The sequence below is a fragment of the Nocardia sp. IFM 10818 genome, assembly GCF_054655275.1.
The window spans coordinates 1,834,012-1,850,755 of record NZ_BAAHJH010000001.1; the positions used below are offsets into that span (position 1 = coordinate 1,834,012).

Here is a 16,744-nt window from a genome sequence, read left to right on the forward strand (position 1 = left end):
GTCATGAGTGACACGCTGGATCAGGATCAGGCCCTTTCCGCGGCCATGACCGGCACCTATCAGAAGAGCGGGACCTTCCTGCACTCGTCCGCCGCCGCGCATGCCGAGAAGCTCATGCCGGTGCTGGACAAATACCCCGTGGACGCCGCGGAAGTGGCGCTGCGGCTGCCGCCCAACCGGGCGCTCAACCCGTGCGCCTTCTATCCGGAGCCGACGCCGACCGTGGTCGAGCAGATGAATCTCGACGACGATCTGGCCGACAATCTGGCCCGGCAATTGCGGTGCCAGGCCGTCATTCAGGAGAGCTACGCGGAAGCCTCGATCGGCAACTACTTCCCGTTGTCGACCATGTTCGAGAACTGCGTGCTGTTCATCCCCTCGGCGAAGCGCTTCTACGATCTCAATCAGGACATCGTGCACAAGCATTTTCCGGAGGTGGAGACCGCGGTGGTGAACGCCTTCGTGGTCACCGCCAACAAGCGGTCCTACGGCACGCACGCGGCCAGCGGCATCGCGCTGCAGATTCCGTCGCTGGTGAAGAAGCAGCTCGGATTCCCTACCGAATACCGCAGCTTCCACACCGCGCTGACCCCGACGCCGCTGGACCGGCAGCCGTTCGTCATCTTCGAGGAAGCCGAACAGGAGGCGCCCAACCTGCAGTTCGTCTACGAGAAGATGCTCGAATACGGTTTGGACAGTGAGGAGAAGGCCGCGGTCGACAAGGCCCTCTATCTGTTCCTCGAGGGCAAGCTGTCGGAGATCGACCTGCCCACCGTGCGCGATTTCCTCATGGCCAAGTACTGGTCGAAGAAATACGCGGACACGCCCTCACCCGGGTATTACTGCGACTCCCGCATCGGGGACGCGCTGGTGTTCGACAACTATCGCGCGCACGGCGACGGCACGCTGCCGAGTTCGCCCAAGGATCGGCTGACCATCGACTTCCGCTGCTTCAACCGGGTGCACTATCCGGCCGGCATGACCAGCGGGCTCGATTTCATCGTCGATCCCGAGGAGCGCAACCATCAGATCAAGCGGAAGCGGGCCTCGCTCGAATTCCTGCTCGCCACATTGGGTTACGAGGACATCGACGAGTTCCTGCGGCTGGTCTTCGGCAGCAGGCACACTGAGGACATCAACCCTTTCGGGTTGATGACCGATCTTCAGTTCGGGGTCTACAACAAGTCCGAGTACCACCTGCTGGACCAGAACCTCGACGACCACTACGAGCGGGTCGAGCGTCTGTACGAGCGGATCGAGAAGGAGGGGGAGTATGTGCTTCCGGCTCGCGCCAAGCAGTATCTCGATGCACTCTCACGCTGAACGACGTTCTCTCACAGAAGGATTGGCCACATGACCCGTGTCGTCGAAACCAGCCGCCTGGTCCGCGAATGGTTCCGGATCGCCAAACTGCCGCACGATCCGGCCACCAAGGAATTCCTCGGCCGCTGCCAGTCGCACACCATCAAGGTGGACGGCAAGGCCTACAAGTACTACCAGGCCGGCAGCGGGCCCACCGTGCTGCACGTGCACGGGGTCCGCAGCAATCTGGGCAGTATGGCCGCCATTGCCGAGGATCTGCTGGACCAGGGCTATCGGGTGGTGTTGTTCGACGCGCCCGCCCACGGCGAGGCGCTCGGCGACAGCACCGATCCCATCGAGGTGCGCGAGGTGATCCGGGCCGTCGGCGGGCAGTTCCCGGAACTGCACGCCGTGGTCGGGCATTCGCTCGGATCGCTGTGGTCGCTGTCCGCGTGGCGTGAGGGGCTGCGCGCGAAGGCGTTCGTATCGATCTCGGCGCCGGCGACCATGCGGTTCCTGGTGGACAAGATGGCCGACTTCATGCCCATCGAGCAGGATCAGCTCGACGAGCTGGCGGCGGCCATCGAGGAACGGCTGGGCGCGGACGTGTGGGAGGTCTTCTCACCGTCGGAGAACGCCAAGGGGGTCGATGTGCCGGCGCTGGTCATCCACGGCGCCGAGGACGATTACGTGCCGCCGGCCAACGGTGAGGCCCTGTACGCCGCCTGGCCCGGATCGACCCTCGAATTGATCGACGGCGCCGATCATTTCGACATCGTCGGCGCACCGGCGGTGCGCAAACTCATCTCCACCTTCCTGCGGGAAGCCTGAATCCAGCGGTTTGGCAGACGATCTCGTGACGAGCAACAGCACTACAGCCTTCTTTCTCAGCCTCGCCGTCGTGCTGGCCGCGGCGCGCGTGGTCGGGATCCTCTGCCGCCGCATCCATCAGCCGCCGGTGGTCGGGGAGATCCTCGCGGGCGTCGCCCTCGGCGCCATCCCGATGGTGCGCGACGATCTCTTCCCCGGCCAGCAGAAGTCCCTGCTGGCCGCGGTGGCGGCGGTCGGCCTGGCGGCCTTCATGTTCGTCATGGGCTTCGAACTCGACTTCGCCGACGTGTGGCGGCGGCGCGGCCGGCCCATCGTCATAGCAATGGGCTCGGTGGGCGTCCCCCTGATCGCGGGCACCCTGCTCGCGCTGCCGCTGGCCGTCCGCCACGGCCCCGGCTCACCCGCGGCCTTCGTCGCCTTCGTGGCCGTCGCCATGTCGGTGACCGCCATGCCGGTCCTGGCCCGCATCCTCGCCGACACCCGCCTGGACGGAACCTACGCGGGCAGAATGGCTTTCGCCGTCGCCGCCCTCGGCGACGCCGTCGCCTGGATAGCCCTCGCGGTCATCGCCGCGGGCGCCGGAACCCAGAGCGCGCACGGCTGGCGCATGGTGTTCCTACCCGTCTACATCCTGGCCCTGGTCTTCGTGGTCCGCCCCCTGCTGCGCCGCATGGTGTCCGCCGAGGGCGAGAGCCGCTCCTGGCGCGACGCCAGCCCCACCCTTCCCGTCATCGCCCTCCTCCTGGCCGTATCCTGCGCCGCCACCGAATGGATGGGCCTGCATTTCGCCTTCGGCGCCTTCGCCTTCGGCATCGCCTTCCCCCGCGCCGGCCTCACCCGCGAACCACAAGCCATCACCGGCCAATTCACCGCCGTAGCCGACCTCCTCATGCCGATCTACTTCGTCCTCGCCGGCTACAGCGTCGTCCTCCAAACCGTAGACACCACAGCAGCCCTCATCCTGATCGCGATCCTCTTCACAGCCATCGCATCCAAGACCGGCGGCGGCTACCTGGGCGCCCGCGCAGCCGGCATCAACCCCCCCGAAGCCCGCACCATCGCCATCCTCCTCAACACCCGCGGCCTGACCGAGGTCGTAATCCTCACCGTAGGCCTACAACTGGCCATAATCGACGAAACCTTCTACGCCCTGATGCTCGTCATGGCCCTCGTAACCACAGCCGCCACCGGCCCCCTCCTCTCCCTCTTCCGCCCCACCCGCAACACCCCCGCCATCCCCACCCCACCCTCTGTCATCGGACAGTGACGCCTCGACCGTGCAGGGCTGGCCGGTGATCTGAAACCTCACCGACCGGGAACTGGTGGCGGCCCCTTCTCGGCTTTTGCCGCCACCAGTTCCCGGTCAACGTCGTTTCGGATACGTGCGCGCGGTTAGGGGTGTGCTGTCGTGAGGTTGTCGTCCATGAGGTGCAGGCGGCGGGCAAGGTCGGAGACGAAGATCCGTTCGGGGTCGGCGCTGTCACGGATGCGCCGCCATTCCTCGAGCCGTGGGTACATGGCGCGGATCATCTCCGGGGTGGTGCGGGAGTCCTTGGCGAAGTACAACCGTCCACCGGCGTCGAGAACTCGCCGGTCGAGCTCGGCGCAGAAATCGCCCAGCCCGGGTTTGAGCGGGAAGTCCAGGCTGAGCATGAATCCCGGGTGCGGCCACGACAGCGGGGCGGCATTGGCGGGGCCCATGCGTTTGAAGACGTTCAGGAACGATCGGTGCCCGGAGCGTGCGATGGCGCGCACCGCGTCGGCGAGCTGTTGCTCGGCGCCGAAGGGCATCGAGAACTGGTACTGCAGGAAGCCGCGGCGGCCGTAGGCTCGGTTCCATTCACCCAGTAGATCCAGCGGGTGATAGAACTGCGTGAGGTTCTGGATCCGGCCGCGTGCTCGACGTGGGTACACCCGGTGCGCGGCCTCCGCGGCGATACGGGTGGTGAGGTTGTTGACCATCCCATTGGGGAAGATGTCGGGCACCGTGAACAATTGCGGTGCATCGAATTTCAGCGGTTCGCGGCGCAGCTTCGGCGGTAGCTGATCGAGTGTGGCCAGCGAGCCGCGGCTGAAACCGGCGCGACCGAGCTTCGGGCCGGTGCTGATGGTGTCGGGTACCGACATCGAATACTCGTAACCGTCATCGGAGCCGCCGGTGAGCAGTTCCATGGTTTCGTCGAGGTTGTCGGTGCGATCGTTGTCGACAATGAAGTACGCGGTTTCGGTGTGCTTCATCCGCACTCGCGCACGCACGATGATGCCGGTAAGCCCCATGCCGCCGACCGTGGCCCAGAACAGATCTGCCTCCGCTCCTTGCGGGGTGAGCGTTCGGAGTGTTCCGTCGGCGGTGAGCAGGTCCATCGAGAGCACGTGGTTGCCGAAACTGCCGTGGGAGTGGTGGTTCTTGCCGTGGATGTCGGAGGCGATCGCGCCGCCCACGGTGACCTGGCGAGTTCCCGGCAGCACAGGAACCCACAGACCGTGGGGCAAAACGGATCTCATCAGCGCGTCGAGGCTGACTCCGGCGTCGACGTCGACAACGCCGGAGCCGGGATCGATGTCGTGGATACGGTGGAAGGCGGTCATGTCGATGACCAGCCCGCCGCCGTTCTGCGCGGGATCGCCGTAGCTGCGGCCCAGCCCGCGAGCGATGACACCGCGCGATCCCGCCCTGCCGATCGCTTGGGCGACCGTATCGAGGTCGGGTGTGGAAAGCACCTGCGCCACAGACGATGCGGTACGGCCCCACCCGGACAGCGGACGGTGATCGACCATTGATCCCCCTTGAATGGAATTCACCTCGCCACCGTAGCCGCGCTCGTCGGCCTCACGCAGCGACCGAGGTGGGCTAGCGCGATGGTGTGGCGGTTCGGCGGGGGCTTTGGGGTCTGGGTGTTGTGCGGCGGAGGGTTTCGGTGAGGCCGCGGGCGTAGCGGCCGGGGGAGATGCCGCGCCATTGGCGGAAGGCGGCGGAGAAGCTGGAGGCGCCGGAGTAGCCGAGGCGGTGGGCTACTTCTTCCACGGTTAGGCCGGATTCGAGGAGTTCTTCGGCCAGGCCGCCGTAGATTTCGGAGGTGACCTGGCGGTAGGAGGTGCCTTCTTCGGCGAGGCGGCGGCGCATGGTGCGGAGGCTGAGGTGCAGGGTGGCGGCTACTTCGTCTTGGGTGACGCGGCCGCCTATGCGGTGGAGGAGGACGTTGCGGACGGTGCCGGCCAGGCCGCGGTCCATATTGCGGCGGCGGAGGAGGTCGGCGCATTCCTGTTCGAACAGGGCCGCGGTCAGGGGGCTCGCCTGCGGCATCGGGTGGTCGAAATCGGTGGCGTCGAAGACGGCGAGGTGGGGGCCGGTGCAGTCGGTGCTGGGGATTGCGAAGTGGTCGAGGACGTGTTGGAGGCGGGGGCGGAGGTTGGCGCCGATTTCGGCGCGGAGGATGGGGGCGGGGGCGCCGAAGGCGTGCATCCAGTTGGAGTGCATGGCGGCTACGTCGCGCTCGAGGAGGAAGCCGCGGAGGTCGGCGGGGACGTCGGAATCGTCGAAGTAGATCCATATCTCGTTGCCGCGGTCGATGTGCCAGGCTTCGGCGAAGGAAATGATCAGGTTGAAATAGCGCATGGTGAATTCGACCGCGGAGCGGCGGGTGGGGCTGCTCATCAGAGCGAGGGCGAAGATGCCGGCGGAGGTTACGGGAGTCCGGGCGCCGACGTCGATTCCGAGGCCCGGGCGGTCGTCGAAGGCTTTGACGATATTGCGGACCAGGGCGATTTCCTGGGCCGCCGTCACCTCGGCGCCGGGAGTGGTCAGCAGCGTGGGCGAAATGCCGGTGTCTCTTAAGCATTCGTCCAGCTCGAGGCCCCGATCCATGCCCGTCTCGACGAGAATCGCCGAAAACGCCACCGTTCGCCGCCGATCCCAGGACGCCACGTCACAATGGAACGCCGTCTGGCCAATGTGGGCAAGAATTTGGCCGGAATTCATAGCCGCCCGAGACGATTCGAGGTCTGCGTATGAGCCTGCCGCCGGACGAATCGGCCGAATTTCGCATTGCGGACCACATCTACGGAATCGCCGCATTCCTCGGCGGAATGGCCAATGTCATCATGCAATTGAGCCTGCCGCCGGTCGGATACGGGGTCTACGAGAGCGCCGTCGAGAGCGGCCGGGTGGATCGCCACCCCTTCAAGCGGCTGCGCACGACCCTCACCTATCTGGCCGTGGCGACCATGGGGACCGACGCCGAGCGCGCCGCCTACCGCGCCGCCGTCGACGCGCAGCACCGATTCGTCCGGTCCACGCCGTCGAGTCCGGTGCGCTACAACGCCTTCGACCGTGAACTGCAACTGTGGGTCGCGGCCTGCCTGTACCGCGGCTACCTCGACATCCTGGAGAAATTCCGGGGCGGAACCCTGGACGAGGCGATCGCCGACCCGCTCTACCGGCACTGCGCCCGGCTGGCCACCACCCTCCAGGTGCCCGCGGCCATGTGGCCCGCCGACCGGGCCGCCTTCGAGCGGTACTGGCAATCCGGCCTGGCCCGCGCCCACATCGATCCGGTGATCCGCGAGTACCTCGACGGCCTGATCGACCTCACCATGCTCCCGCTCCCGCTGCGCCTGCTCTGCGCCCGCCCGCACCGCTACCTGGTGACCGCCCTGCTGCCCGCCGAACTCCGCGCGCAACTGAACATGACCTGGACTCCGGCGCGGCAACGGCGATTCGATCGCTTCCTGCGGCTGCTCGGAGCAGTCGTCACCCACGCGCCCGAACCGATCCGCCTGCTGCCGGTGAACCTCTGCCTGTGGGATATGCGCCGCCGCATGCGCACCGGAAAGCCCTTGGTCTGACGGCCCGGCACACCGGCGAAAATCGCCTCGGAATACCTGACAGAAGATGTCGTGATTCGCTGGAACGCTTGCTGTTACGGCGTCACCGACAGCGGCCACCCGGTCGCTGGGCGTCCGCGCTTCAACGAATCGAACGGAACTGATGTGGTAGTGGAACGAACGGCTGTCAACCCGGTGTCGTGGTCGCAGGCAATGGGATTCAACCAGGCCGAGCTGGTCTCCGGGCACACCCGGACCCTGTACTGCTCCGGCCAGACCGCCATGAGCGCCGAGGGCGAGCCGCAGCACGACGGCGATATGGCGGCACAGCTGGCGCTGAGCCTCGACAATCTGGAGGCCGTGCTGAAAGACGCCGGCATGTCGCTGGCGGATCTCGTCCGGCTCACTGTCTACACCACCGACGTCGACCTGCTCTTCCAGCATTACGGCGTGCTGGCATCGCGCTTGGGCGCGGCCGGAGTCGCGCCGGCGACCACCATGCTCGGGGTGTCCCGGCTGGCCATCCCCGGCCAGATGATCGAACTCGAGGGCACCGCCGTCGACTGATCAGCCCGGATCGTCCGCGCGATGCATGGCGGCCACGCCGAAGGCCGGGTCCCGCCACTGCACCCGGCCCCAGCCCGCATCCTCGATGATGCGGGCGAGGCCGGCCTGGCGCGGCGTCAGGATCCGCGCGGAACGATCAGGCCGGATTCATACGCGAGAACGACGAGCTGGGCGCGATCGCGGGCGTGCAGTTTGGTCATGGCCCGGTTGATATGGGTTTTCGCGGTCAGCGGGGTGATGACCATGTGGGCGGCGATCTCGTCGTTGGACAGGCCCCGCGCGACCAGGATGACGGCCTCGCGTTCGCGGGCGGTCAGGTCGTGCAAGGCCGCGGATCCCGTGTGCGGCGGCTGGGTGACATAGCGGTCGATGAGTTTGCGAGTGATCGACGGAGCGAGCAGGGCATCACCGCGCGCGGCCACCCGGATGGCGTGCAGGAAGTCTTCCGGCTGAATGTCTTTCACCAGGAACCCGGCCGCACCGGCACGCAATGCGTCGAAGACGTACTCGTCCAGGCCGTAGTTGGTGAGGATGACGACGTGCATCGCGGTCAGCGCCGGATCCGCCGCGATACGGCGGGTGGCCTCGATACCGTCCACGCCGGGCATCTGGATATCGATGAGCGCGATATCGGGCAGATGCTCCCGGGCCAGCGCCACCCCCTCGGCGCCATCGGCGGCCTCGGCCACCACCTCGATATCGTCCTCGATATCGAGCAGGGCGCGGAAACCGCTGCGAATCAGCGGCTGATCGTCGACCAGCAGAACGCGAATCACGGCCGCTCCACGGGAAGTTCGGCGCAGACGCGGAATCCGCCCTCGACGCGCGGCGCGGCCCGCAGCCGCCCGCCCAGCGCGGTGACCCGTTCACGCATACCGAGCAGCCCGACGCCGGGCGAGGGTACGCGATCCGCAGCGCCCCGGCCGTCGTCGTCGACCTGGACGACCAAAGTATCCGGCCGGTAATCGATTCGGACCGAAGCCGTGTCCGCGGCGGCATGGCGGGCGATATTGGTCAGCGATTCCTGCACGATCCGGTACACGGTGCGATCCACCGCCACCGGCACGTCCTGCCGCTGACCGGCAATGGTCAGCGTCGCGTCCAATCCCGTTGTGCGAGCCCGCTCCACCAGCTCCGGAACCTGCGCCAGCCCCTGCCGCGGCCCGGCCCCGTCATCGCGCAACGCCTCCAGGGTGGCGCGCAGCTCCCGCGCGGCCTCCCGCCCGGCCTCCCGGATCGCCAGCAATGCCTCCGGCACCTCCTCACCCCGTTTGCGGGCCACGTGCACGGCGGCCTCGGATTGCACCTTGATCACCGAAATCTGGTGCGTGAGCGAATCATGCAGTTCCCGCGCGATGTGCAGCCGCTCCTCGTCGGCGCGGCGGCGCGCGGTCTCCTCGCGGGTGCGTTCGGCCTCGTCGGCCCGGCGCTCGGCCTGCCGCAGCGCCTCACCCGCCGCACCCGCCGCGATCAGCCAGGCGATCTCGAGCGCACCGCGGGCCTGCGCGAACGCCGCGCCCGTATCGTGCAGCGCGGCCAGCGCCGCGAGCGGCAGCGCCGCCAGCATGGCTACCGACACCGCCGCCGTGACCAGCCGATGGCCCGCCCGCGCCGCGGCGTACACCGCGAAGACGAACGCGACCGCCGGGACATCGAAACCGGCGGCCTGATAACCCAAGGCGCACAAGCCGGTTGCCGCGAGGACGGCGACCGGAGCCCGCCGGCGCGCCACCAGCGCCAGGCCGCTGCACACCAGCAAGGCGTAGCTCAGCGGGCCGAACATCGCGGGACCGGACGGCGAGTGCTGCCCGGACAGCCCGGCGACCAGCACGACCCCCGCCACACCGAGGGCGATCGCCACGTCTCCGAGACCGATTCGTCCCCATTTCATGGGTGCACCCTATCCGGGCGGGCGCGCCGGCACGTCCTGCTCACGCAGGAGCACCCGGCTACCGCACCGGCAGTAGCCCCGCTCGGGTCCCGGGCGCGGATTTGGGCACTGTGACTGGTCGCACAGGCTGTTCTTCGTGCTATTTCCTCTGGTAGGCAAGGAAATCGACTGGCAGCGTTGCAGGACATGATCAAGGTTGTCCGCCGGGCCGCGCTCCTGTCAGCAGTGGTCGCCATGGCGTGTACGGGAGCGTGTGCGGGCGTGGCCGCCGCCGATCCGGAACCGGTGAGTGCGGCGAGTGATCGGCAGGAGGAGGTGCTCTCCACCCGGGACGGAATCACCACCTCCTATGTGAGTTTCGCGCTGCCGCTGCCCGCGAACGCACCGGCGCATCCCGCGAGCTGCGATCGTGTCGGCATGCTGCGATACCGGGCGGCCGACGGTCCTTCGGACGCCCGGGACGCCGAGCACGTGGTGATCCAGCAGCAGGGATTGCACGGCGGCGCGGTCAATTCCGACAGCGTGGCCTTCAATACCGTGCACTCGGCGCTGGCCCAGGGGCAGCGGATCGAATACTGGGCGCTGGCCCGCCGCAGCACCTGCCTGGATGAGACCCGCGGCTTCGACTACGCGCTGGAAACCGGCAGCTATCTCGATGCGGTCGACTACTACTTCAATGGGATGCCCATCGACGGTGAGCGTTTCGCGGGTTTCGCAGCGCCCGCGGATCTGCCGGTGCTCGACTTCATGGGACTCGATCGGGTCGTGCGCGATCAGTACGAGGTGATGCTGCACGAGATTCCGGAGCAGGCCGAGCGTCAGCGCAAGTTCGTCTGCACCGGAATCTCCCTGGGCGGCTTGGTCACCGGCTTCTTCTCCGATTGGGATTTCGACGGCCGCCCCGGGGCCGATCAGTGCGCCGCGTTCGCCGCTCAGGACTCGATGATCTCCTCCGACCCGGTCGCCATCCAGAACACGCCGTTTCTGCACGATCTCACCAATGCCATTGTGGGACCTCTGGATTCGGTCCTGCAGAACGGCTTCCGCCTGAACGCGCTGCCGCGCACCTTCGGCTCCGTGCCCGGACTCGGCACCCGCGCCTTCGTGCTGCTGCGTTTGGCCGGACTGGCCGCGCACCTGGACCCTGACGGCGAAAGTCAACTGCTGGCGCATCTTCCGCGTGACCTGGACATCGACGGCACCCTCGGCACGCTGGGCGCACCCACCTGGGCCGCCTGGGTGTCCAATGGCGCGGACGGCTCCGGCTCGCTGCGGGACTACCGCTTCACCAATACCGCGCTGCTGGGCGTACTCATCGACAACAACTCCTCCAACTTCTCACTCTTCCAGCAGGGCGTGGGTGCGCTGGCGGGAGGGCCGGTGCAGGACAAGAGCTTTCCGAATCCGGGGGAGCTCACCCAGCTGCCGCTGCTGGGCAATTTCCTGCGCATCACCGCGGGCCCGCAGCGGAGGGTGGCGCCCACCGACCGCACCGCGCTCTACACCTGGCGCAACTACGACGACGTCACCGGTGTCCCGTACACCTCGCCCAATCACGAGGTCGCCGATATCCGCGATGTGGCACGGCAATTGGCGAGTGGCGGGCCCAGCGCGTACTGGGAGACCTATTTTCCGCTGCGGCTGGTCACCGATATCGCCGCCGGATTCGGCGGCGCGCGCAGTGGTGACCGCGCTGTCCTGCGCTATCACGGCATGAGCCGGCTGAAGCCGAACTTCGTGGCCTGGGCGGGCGACAGTCCCGTCCCACCCGCCACCGGCACGTTCTTCCCGACTCCGGCGCTCGCCCACGTGGTCACCCTGCCCGGCTACAACCACATCGACACCATCGGCGCCGCTCGCACCCAGAACGACGGACAGCCCGACCACAGCGGCTGGCAGTTGGCGCTGTTCATCCGCAGCCTCGGCTGATCAGGCGGCAATTCTGATTGCCATAGAGTCGCTGGTGAGCGTCTTGGCTGGTGAGAGACGTAACTGGCGATTGCTGAATTGTCCGGAGTGGGCCATTGTGGTGAGGTGCGGCGTCTGCGGGAAGCGCTCGAAGCGGTAGCGGTGTGCCTGGCGGCCGTGCTTGCCGGGCTCACCGTCATGGTGCCGATCGACCCCACCCTCGATTCCTCGCAGGCTTCGGCTCCCTGGGTCGACCTGGCGGTTTTCAATGTGCCGCGGGCTACGACGGCCGCCGCGTTCGTGGCCGTGCTCGCCGCCGTGTTCGCCGTGATGATGAGCGTGGCCTCGGCGTGGACCTCCGCCATGCTGGTCGCGGTGGCGCTGCTGGGCAATCAGGTGCTGTGGAGCAATGAGATCGGGTCGCAGTCGGCGCTCACCTATGTCGATTCGCTGTGGGCCGGGGCGCTCATGGGGTTGGTCGGCACCCTGTCGTGGTACCGGCGGACGACAGCGAGCGCCTTCTTGCTCGGTGCGCTGACCGGCATCCTGGTCGGTGATTTCACGCCCTCGCCGACGGCGGGGGAGGAGCCCTCGTTCCTGGACCGGTTCCTGCTCGATTCGCCGCACGCCGCCTCGGTGGCCGTGCTCGCCGTGCTGGCCGGAGCGTGCGCGCTGCTGTACCGGCACCGGCCGGCACCGGTGCGCAGGCTGGTGGACGTGATCCCGTTGCGGCCGATTCTGGCGGCGGGAATCGTGTTCCCGGCCATCCTGCTCACCTCGGAATGGTTCGCGCAGGACGGCTACGACATGCGGGTGCTGTGCGTGGGCGTGGTCCTCATCGTGCTGGCCGCCACCGCCGGGGCGCTCATCCTGCCCGGCCGGGACGGCATGCTGTTGCTGCTCATGGTGGCCTTCGCGGCGGCGGGCAGCACCCCGATCACGGTGCCGCGGCCCGACTGGGCGGTCCTGATCTTCGTGGCGGCCATCGCGCTCGGCCTGCTGGTCGGATATCGGCGCGGGCTGCCGCTGGTGGCGGCCGCGGTGACGGCGGCGCTGGCGGTCGGCTCGATCGTCACGGTGGTCACCGGTGTGCACGGCACCTTCACGGCTGTCCTCAGTGGCACGGCGGTGGCCTTCGTCGGCGGCTACTGTCTGGGCGCCGCGACCCCGCTGTTCCCCAGCATTCCGCCGCTGTGCATCGCGGTGCTGTTCGTGCCCTCGGCCGCGGTCGCCCTGTGGGGCAGGGAATTCGAGCGGGTGGCCTATTCGCCCACGTGGTACCGCCCCACCGAACCGGTCATGGCGGTCGCGCCCGGCGTCGTCGCCCTGGTCGTCACGGTCGGCTGCGCGGGCGGGATCGCTCTGCTCTACCGGGTGCGCCCGGCCACCAAGGAAGCGGTGCGCGGGCGCTGGGCCCGGATGCACGCGGCGGGCGAGCGGGGATCGGGCGCACCGGTGGTGCGGCCCATCCAGCCGGGCCACGTTTCGCCGACGGGCTTCTAGCCGCAATGGCGGGCGCGGGTCCGGCCCGCGCCCGCCATCGCGGCTGTCCGCCCGCTCCCGTCAAGCGGCGAGCGCGAACTGCCGGTCCGCCGCCCGCGCCGGCCAGCGCGGGTGCTCGGCGTCGATCACGTACACGTGGGTGTGCCGGTAGAGGCCCTCGCCCACGAGTTCGGCATCGCCCAGCCGGGCCGGGTCGATGGTTCCGGCCGCGTGCAGGTGGGTGATCTCGGCCGGATCCACGCCCGGCCACATCCGCGCCGCCACCGTGACACCGGCCGCGGCCAGCGCCGCCAGGGTCACCCAGGTGGCGGTGAAACCGGCTGCGGTGGTGAGCCATCCGGCGATCGGATAGGTGAGCAGCCAGGCCAGGTGCGACAGCGAGAACTGCGCGGCGAACAGCGCCGGGCGGTCGGCGGGCCGCGCGGAACGCCGCAGCACCTGACCGGTCGGGGTGAGAATGGCCGCGGTGCCCGCGCCGATCACCGACCACACCGCGATGGCCGCGGCCCAGCGCCAGTCGCCCGATCCGGCGGTCGACAGCGCGATGCCCGAGCCGAGTCCGGCCAGCAGCGTGGCGGCGCCGGTCAGCATGACCGGCCGGGCGCCGGTGCGATCCAGTACGCGGGGCAGCGACAGTGCGACGAGCATGGTGCCGAATCCATTGGCGGCCAGGAGCATCGCCACTCCGGACTGGGTGCCGCCCAGGGTGTCGCGCACATAGTTGACGGTATTGACCATGATCACCGAGCCGGCGGCCGCGACCACCAGGTTCAGGCCGAGCAGTCCGCGCAGGCGCGGGGTGGCGGCGAAGATCCGCATGCCCACGGTGATCCGCTCGCGGAAGCTGCCCTCGGTCGTGGCGGTGGCATTCGGGATGCGGGTGCCGATCACCAGCCCGGCCGAGATCACGAAGCCGATGGCGGTGCCGACGAACAGCCAGTGGAAGCTGATCAGCGTCAGCGCGGCCGCGGCCAGCATGGGGCTGAGCAGGGTCTCCATGGTGGCCGCCAGCTGCGCGGCCGACAGTGCCCGGGTGTAATCGCGTTCATCGGGCAGGATGTCGGGGATCACGGCCTGATAGGTCGGGGTGAAGGCGGCCGAGGCGGTCTGCAGGATCGCGATGAGCAGGTAGATCTGCCAGATCTGGTCGATGAACGGCAGCGCCAGCACGACCGCGGCCCGAATCGCGTTGAGCGACACCAGGAACAGCCGGCGCGGGAAGCGATCGGCGTAGGCGCCGACAATCGGTGCGACCGTGACGTAGACCAGCATCTTGATGGTGAGCGCGGTGCCGAGCACGGCGGCGGCGTCCGCGCCGGCGAGTTCGTAGGCGAGCAGTCCCAGTGCGACGGTGGTCAAGCCGGTGCCGAACAGGGCCGACACCTGCGCGGTGAACAGTCGCAGGTAATCGCGGTGGGTGAACAGGGAAGTGATCATGAGAGTTTCGTCCTGGAGCTCGTGCTCGCACGAATCCGCCTGCCCACCAGCCGCTTCCGGCGGCCGGTGGGCTGTCGACGTCAGTCGGCGAGCTGGTAACCGGCGGTGCTCACGGCGGTCGCGATCGACTCCCGGTCCACGGGGCGCTCGCTGTCGAATGAGACACGGCCACTGACGAAGTCGACATCCACACCGGTGACACCGGGCAGCTTGCCGACCTCCTTGCTGACGGAGTTGGCGCAGCAGCCGCAGGTCATGCCGGTCACGGTGACGGAGGTGGTGCTCATGGAGATCCCTTTCTCGTGATCGCCGGTCGGCGACGAGAGGAACCATACCCCCCTAGGGTATAGAGCGCAAGATCGCGGTCGGGCGTCCGGGGCCCTTGACGCCCGGTTGCCGCCCAGCGGCCGGTCTGTAGTGCGGCAGTGACAATTGTCTGGCGTGTGGTCTTGATAACTCTCGCGGCTGCTGCAATGGTGGGTGAGGATTTCTATTTCTTTCGCCCCTCAACGACGAGGAGATTTGCGATGAGTTCCGCGTTTTCATGCTCCACTACGCAGGGTCGTCCGCTACATATCGCCATGGTCGCCCCGCCGTATTTCGACATTCCGCCCGCCGGATACGGCGGTATCGAGGCCATTGTGGCCGAACTGGCCGATGAATTGGTGAACCGCGGGCACCGCGTCACGCTCTTGGGCGCCGGCAAATCGGGCACTCAAGCAGAATTCGTACAAATCTGGCAGGACGCGCTCACCGAACGGCTCGGCCAGCCATACCCCGAGGTCGTGCACGCCATGAAGGTGCAGAAAGCGATCGCGGAATTGGCCGGAACGAATTCCTTGGATATCGTGCACGATCACACCTTCGCCGGACCGATGAATGCTCCTTTTTATCGTCAGCTGGGAATTCCCACCGTGGTCACCGCGCATGGTCCGGTCGACGATCCGGATATGATCGACTACTACCGTTCGCTGGACGAGTGTGTGCAGCTCGTGGCCATCAGCGACCGGCAACGGGAATTGACGCCGGATTTCAATTGGATCGGGCGGGTGCACAATGCGCTGCGCCCCGAGGAATGGCCGTTTCGCCCGAAAAAAGAGGACTACGCGTTGTTCCTCGGCCGCTACGCCCCCTACAAGGGACCGCACTTGGCGCTCGCGGCCGCACACGCGGCCGGGATCCCGCTGGTGCTGGCCGCCAAGCTGAACGAGCCGCCGGAGAAGGCGTACTTCGAGGAGCGGATCCGGCCGCTGCTGACCGACTCCGATTCGGTCTACGGCGAGGCCGATGCGGTGGCCAAGCGGGAGCTGCTGGCCTCGGCCCGCTGCCTGCTCTTCCCGATCCAATGGGAGGAGCCCTTCGGCATCGTCATGATCGAGGCCATGGTGTGCGGCACGCCCGTGGTGGCGCTGCGCGGCGGCGCGGTGGCCGAGGTGCTCGAAGACGGTGTCACCGGCATCATCTGCGACGATCCGGCCGAGCTGCCCGATGCCATCGCGCGCGCCGGCGACCTGGATCCCCATGCCTGCCGCGAACGGGTGGAGCGGCTCTTCGGCGTCGACAAGCTCGGCGCCGGTTACGAGAGCGTCTACTACCGGGCGCTGGAAACCGTCCCGCAGCCGCCGTCGCTGCCGATTCTGCTGCCGGGCAGGGTGATTCGACGCGGATCGTCCGCCGTCAAGAGCCTGGCCTAGCCACCGCGCGGCTCACTCGGAATCGTCGTCCGGGCCCGCGCCGGTGCGGCCCGCGGCGGCGAAGAGAGCGCCGAGGGTGCTGGAGACCGTGGCCGCGCGGTCGAAGGCGTAGCCGAGCTCGCGCGCGTGGCCGTCGAACAGGTACCAGGTGGAGGAGGTGAGCAGGCGGGCGATGGTCTCCTGTCCGGGCCGGTCGGAATCATCGGCGCGGCCGAGGTATTCGGTGACGATGCCCTCGACGAGGCCGACCAGCCCGTGCACCAGCGGGTGGAACGGCGCGACATCGATGCCGAGCACCCTGGTCCAGGAGGTGAATCGCCGCCACAGGGCGTCGGCGATGTGCTGGCGGAAGGTGGCGACGGTATCGGTGGCCGCACCCGCGCCGGGCAGCGGCCCGAGCTGGGCGAAGCGATACAGGTTGGGATGCTCGCAGGCGTAGCGCACCACGGTGCGCATGATGTCGTACACGATCTGCTCGACGGTCTTGGCCGGGTCCAGCACCAGGATCGCCTCGAATTCCGCCAGATAGCGCTGGAATACGAACTCGCGGACGTAGGCGTCCAGATCGTCGCGGTTCTCGAACTGGCGGTAGATGACCGAGCGGGCCAGCCCGGCACGATCGGCGATCTGCGCGGTGGCGATCTCCGCGCCCGGCGGATGCTCCTCGATGAGCGCGACCGCGGCTTCCAGAATGGTGGTCCGGCGCGCCGAATTGTGTTCGTGCCAGCGCTGTCCGCCCGATCGCCGGCGATGCGGTCGCAGGTCGAGGGGCGGTCTCACGGTATCC

General features: G+C 68.0%; 15 protein-coding genes. 8 read left to right on the forward strand and 7 right to left on the reverse strand.

Annotation, left to right across the window (positions count from 1 at the left end; all coding sequences use genetic code 11):
* Positions 1 to 3 precede the first annotated feature (3 nt).
* From ACYQ5L_RS08155 to ACYQ5L_RS08165, 3 genes are read left to right on the forward strand one after another with little or no spacing between them, the layout of a single operon-like run.
* Positions 4 to 1,323, forward strand: a complete 1,320-nt coding sequence (locus ACYQ5L_RS08155) for a hypothetical protein (RefSeq protein ID WP_459956786.1) — start codon at positions 4 to 6, stop codon at positions 1,321 to 1,323.
* Positions 1,324 to 1,353: 30 nt separating this feature from the next.
* Positions 1,354 to 2,133 (forward strand): alpha/beta fold hydrolase, encoded by a 780-nt coding sequence (locus ACYQ5L_RS08160; protein WP_459956787.1) that lies wholly within the window; start codon positions 1,354 to 1,356, stop codon positions 2,131 to 2,133.
* A 25-nt stretch (positions 2,134 to 2,158) separates the two neighbouring features.
* Positions 2,159 to 3,400 (forward strand): cation:proton antiporter, encoded by a 1,242-nt coding sequence (locus tag ACYQ5L_RS08165; RefSeq protein ID WP_459956788.1) that lies wholly within the window; start codon positions 2,159 to 2,161, stop codon positions 3,398 to 3,400.
* Between the two features lie 125 nt (positions 3,401 to 3,525).
* Here ACYQ5L_RS08165 and ACYQ5L_RS08170 read toward each other — a convergent pair whose 3' ends face one another.
* Both ACYQ5L_RS08170 and ACYQ5L_RS08175 read right to left on the reverse strand, forming a co-directional pair.
* Positions 3,526 to 4,911, reverse strand: a complete 1,386-nt coding sequence (locus ACYQ5L_RS08170) for a decaprenylphosphoryl-beta-D-ribose oxidase (RefSeq protein WP_459956789.1) — start codon at positions 4,909 to 4,911, stop codon at positions 3,526 to 3,528.
* A gap of 73 nt (positions 4,912 to 4,984) precedes the next feature.
* Positions 4,985 to 6,058, reverse strand: a complete 1,074-nt coding sequence (locus ACYQ5L_RS08175; RefSeq protein WP_459956790.1) for an AraC family transcriptional regulator — start codon at positions 6,056 to 6,058, stop codon at positions 4,985 to 4,987.
* 83 nt (positions 6,059 to 6,141) lie between these two features.
* Here ACYQ5L_RS08175 and ACYQ5L_RS08180 point away from each other — a divergent pair, with 83 nt between their 5' ends.
* Entirely contained in the window at positions 6,142 to 6,978 is an 837-nt protein-coding gene (locus ACYQ5L_RS08180) for an oxygenase MpaB family protein (protein WP_459956791.1), read from the forward strand.
* A 150-nt stretch (positions 6,979 to 7,128) separates the two neighbouring features.
* Positions 7,129 to 7,524, forward strand: coding sequence for a RidA family protein (locus ACYQ5L_RS08185; protein ID WP_459956792.1), 396 nt, complete (start codon positions 7,129 to 7,131; stop codon positions 7,522 to 7,524).
* Positions 7,525 to 7,640: 116 nt separating this feature from the next.
* On the opposite strand, the gene ACYQ5L_RS08190 is transcribed toward ACYQ5L_RS08185, so the two are convergent.
* Together ACYQ5L_RS08190 and ACYQ5L_RS08195 are read right to left on the reverse strand one after the other, a co-directional pair.
* Positions 7,641 to 8,300: a response regulator gene (locus ACYQ5L_RS08190; protein WP_459956793.1), complete on the reverse strand. Its 660-nt coding sequence runs from the start codon at positions 8,298 to 8,300 to the stop codon at positions 7,641 to 7,643.
* Positions 8,297 to 9,415: a sensor histidine kinase gene (locus ACYQ5L_RS08195; RefSeq protein WP_459956794.1), complete on the reverse strand. Its 1,119-nt coding sequence runs from the start codon at positions 9,413 to 9,415 to the stop codon at positions 8,297 to 8,299. Before ACYQ5L_RS08195 ends, ACYQ5L_RS08190 begins: the two co-directional genes overlap by 4 nt.
* A gap of 186 nt (positions 9,416 to 9,601) precedes the next feature.
* Between ACYQ5L_RS08195 and ACYQ5L_RS08200 the strand changes: the two genes are divergently transcribed.
* Both ACYQ5L_RS08200 and ACYQ5L_RS08205 read left to right on the forward strand, forming a co-directional pair.
* Complete coding sequence (locus ACYQ5L_RS08200; protein WP_459956795.1) at positions 9,602 to 11,344, forward strand: hypothetical protein; 1,743 nt, start codon at positions 9,602 to 9,604, stop codon at positions 11,342 to 11,344.
* Positions 11,345 to 11,449: 105 nt separating this feature from the next.
* Entirely contained in the window at positions 11,450 to 12,826 is a 1,377-nt protein-coding gene (locus ACYQ5L_RS08205) for a hypothetical protein (protein ID WP_459956796.1), read from the forward strand.
* Positions 12,827 to 12,886: 60 nt separating this feature from the next.
* On the opposite strand, the gene ACYQ5L_RS08210 is transcribed toward ACYQ5L_RS08205, so the two are convergent.
* Positions 12,887 to 14,263, reverse strand: coding sequence for an MFS transporter (locus ACYQ5L_RS08210; protein ID WP_459956797.1), 1,377 nt, complete (start codon positions 14,261 to 14,263; stop codon positions 12,887 to 12,889).
* An 80-nt stretch (positions 14,264 to 14,343) separates the two neighbouring features.
* Complete coding sequence (locus ACYQ5L_RS08215; RefSeq protein WP_379201505.1) at positions 14,344 to 14,550, reverse strand: heavy-metal-associated domain-containing protein; 207 nt, start codon at positions 14,548 to 14,550, stop codon at positions 14,344 to 14,346.
* A gap of 240 nt (positions 14,551 to 14,790) precedes the next feature.
* Between ACYQ5L_RS08215 and ACYQ5L_RS08220 the strand changes: the two genes are divergently transcribed.
* Positions 14,791 to 15,957: a glycosyltransferase family 4 protein gene (locus ACYQ5L_RS08220; RefSeq protein WP_459956798.1), complete on the forward strand. Its 1,167-nt coding sequence runs from the start codon at positions 14,791 to 14,793 to the stop codon at positions 15,955 to 15,957.
* Positions 15,958 to 15,969: 12 nt separating this feature from the next.
* Here ACYQ5L_RS08220 and ACYQ5L_RS08225 read toward each other — a convergent pair whose 3' ends face one another.
* Positions 15,970 to 16,737, reverse strand: a complete 768-nt coding sequence (locus ACYQ5L_RS08225) for a TetR/AcrR family transcriptional regulator (RefSeq protein ID WP_459956799.1) — start codon at positions 16,735 to 16,737, stop codon at positions 15,970 to 15,972.
* Positions 16,738 to 16,744: the final 7 nt, after the last annotated feature.

What these genes read in the sequence shown, in the direction of transcription:
- ACYQ5L_RS08170 (WP_459956789.1), bottom strand. Translation starts at nt 4,911, where the DNA reads ATGGTCGATCACCGTCCGCTGTCCGGGTGGGGCCGTACCGCATCGTCT.
- ACYQ5L_RS08200 (WP_459956795.1), top strand. Translation starts at nt 9,602, where the DNA reads ATGATCAAGGTTGTCCGCCGGGCCGCGCTCCTGTCAGCAGTGGTCGCC.
- ACYQ5L_RS08210 (WP_459956797.1), bottom strand. Translation starts at nt 14,263, where the DNA reads ATGATCACTTCCCTGTTCACCCACCGCGATTACCTGCGACTGTTCACC.
- ACYQ5L_RS08160 (WP_459956787.1), top strand. Translation starts at nt 1,354, where the DNA reads ATGACCCGTGTCGTCGAAACCAGCCGCCTGGTCCGCGAATGGTTCCGG.
- ACYQ5L_RS08155 (WP_459956786.1), top strand. Translation starts at nt 4, where the DNA reads ATGAGTGACACGCTGGATCAGGATCAGGCCCTTTCCGCGGCCATGACC.
- ACYQ5L_RS08195 (WP_459956794.1), bottom strand. Translation starts at nt 9,415, where the DNA reads ATGAAATGGGGACGAATCGGTCTCGGAGACGTGGCGATCGCCCTCGGT.
- ACYQ5L_RS08215 (WP_379201505.1), bottom strand. Translation starts at nt 14,550, where the DNA reads ATGAGCACCACCTCCGTCACCGTGACCGGCATGACCTGCGGCTGCTGC.
- ACYQ5L_RS08180 (WP_459956791.1), top strand. Translation starts at nt 6,142, where the DNA reads ATGAGCCTGCCGCCGGACGAATCGGCCGAATTTCGCATTGCGGACCAC.
- ACYQ5L_RS08220 (WP_459956798.1), top strand. Translation starts at nt 14,791, where the DNA reads ATGAGTTCCGCGTTTTCATGCTCCACTACGCAGGGTCGTCCGCTACAT.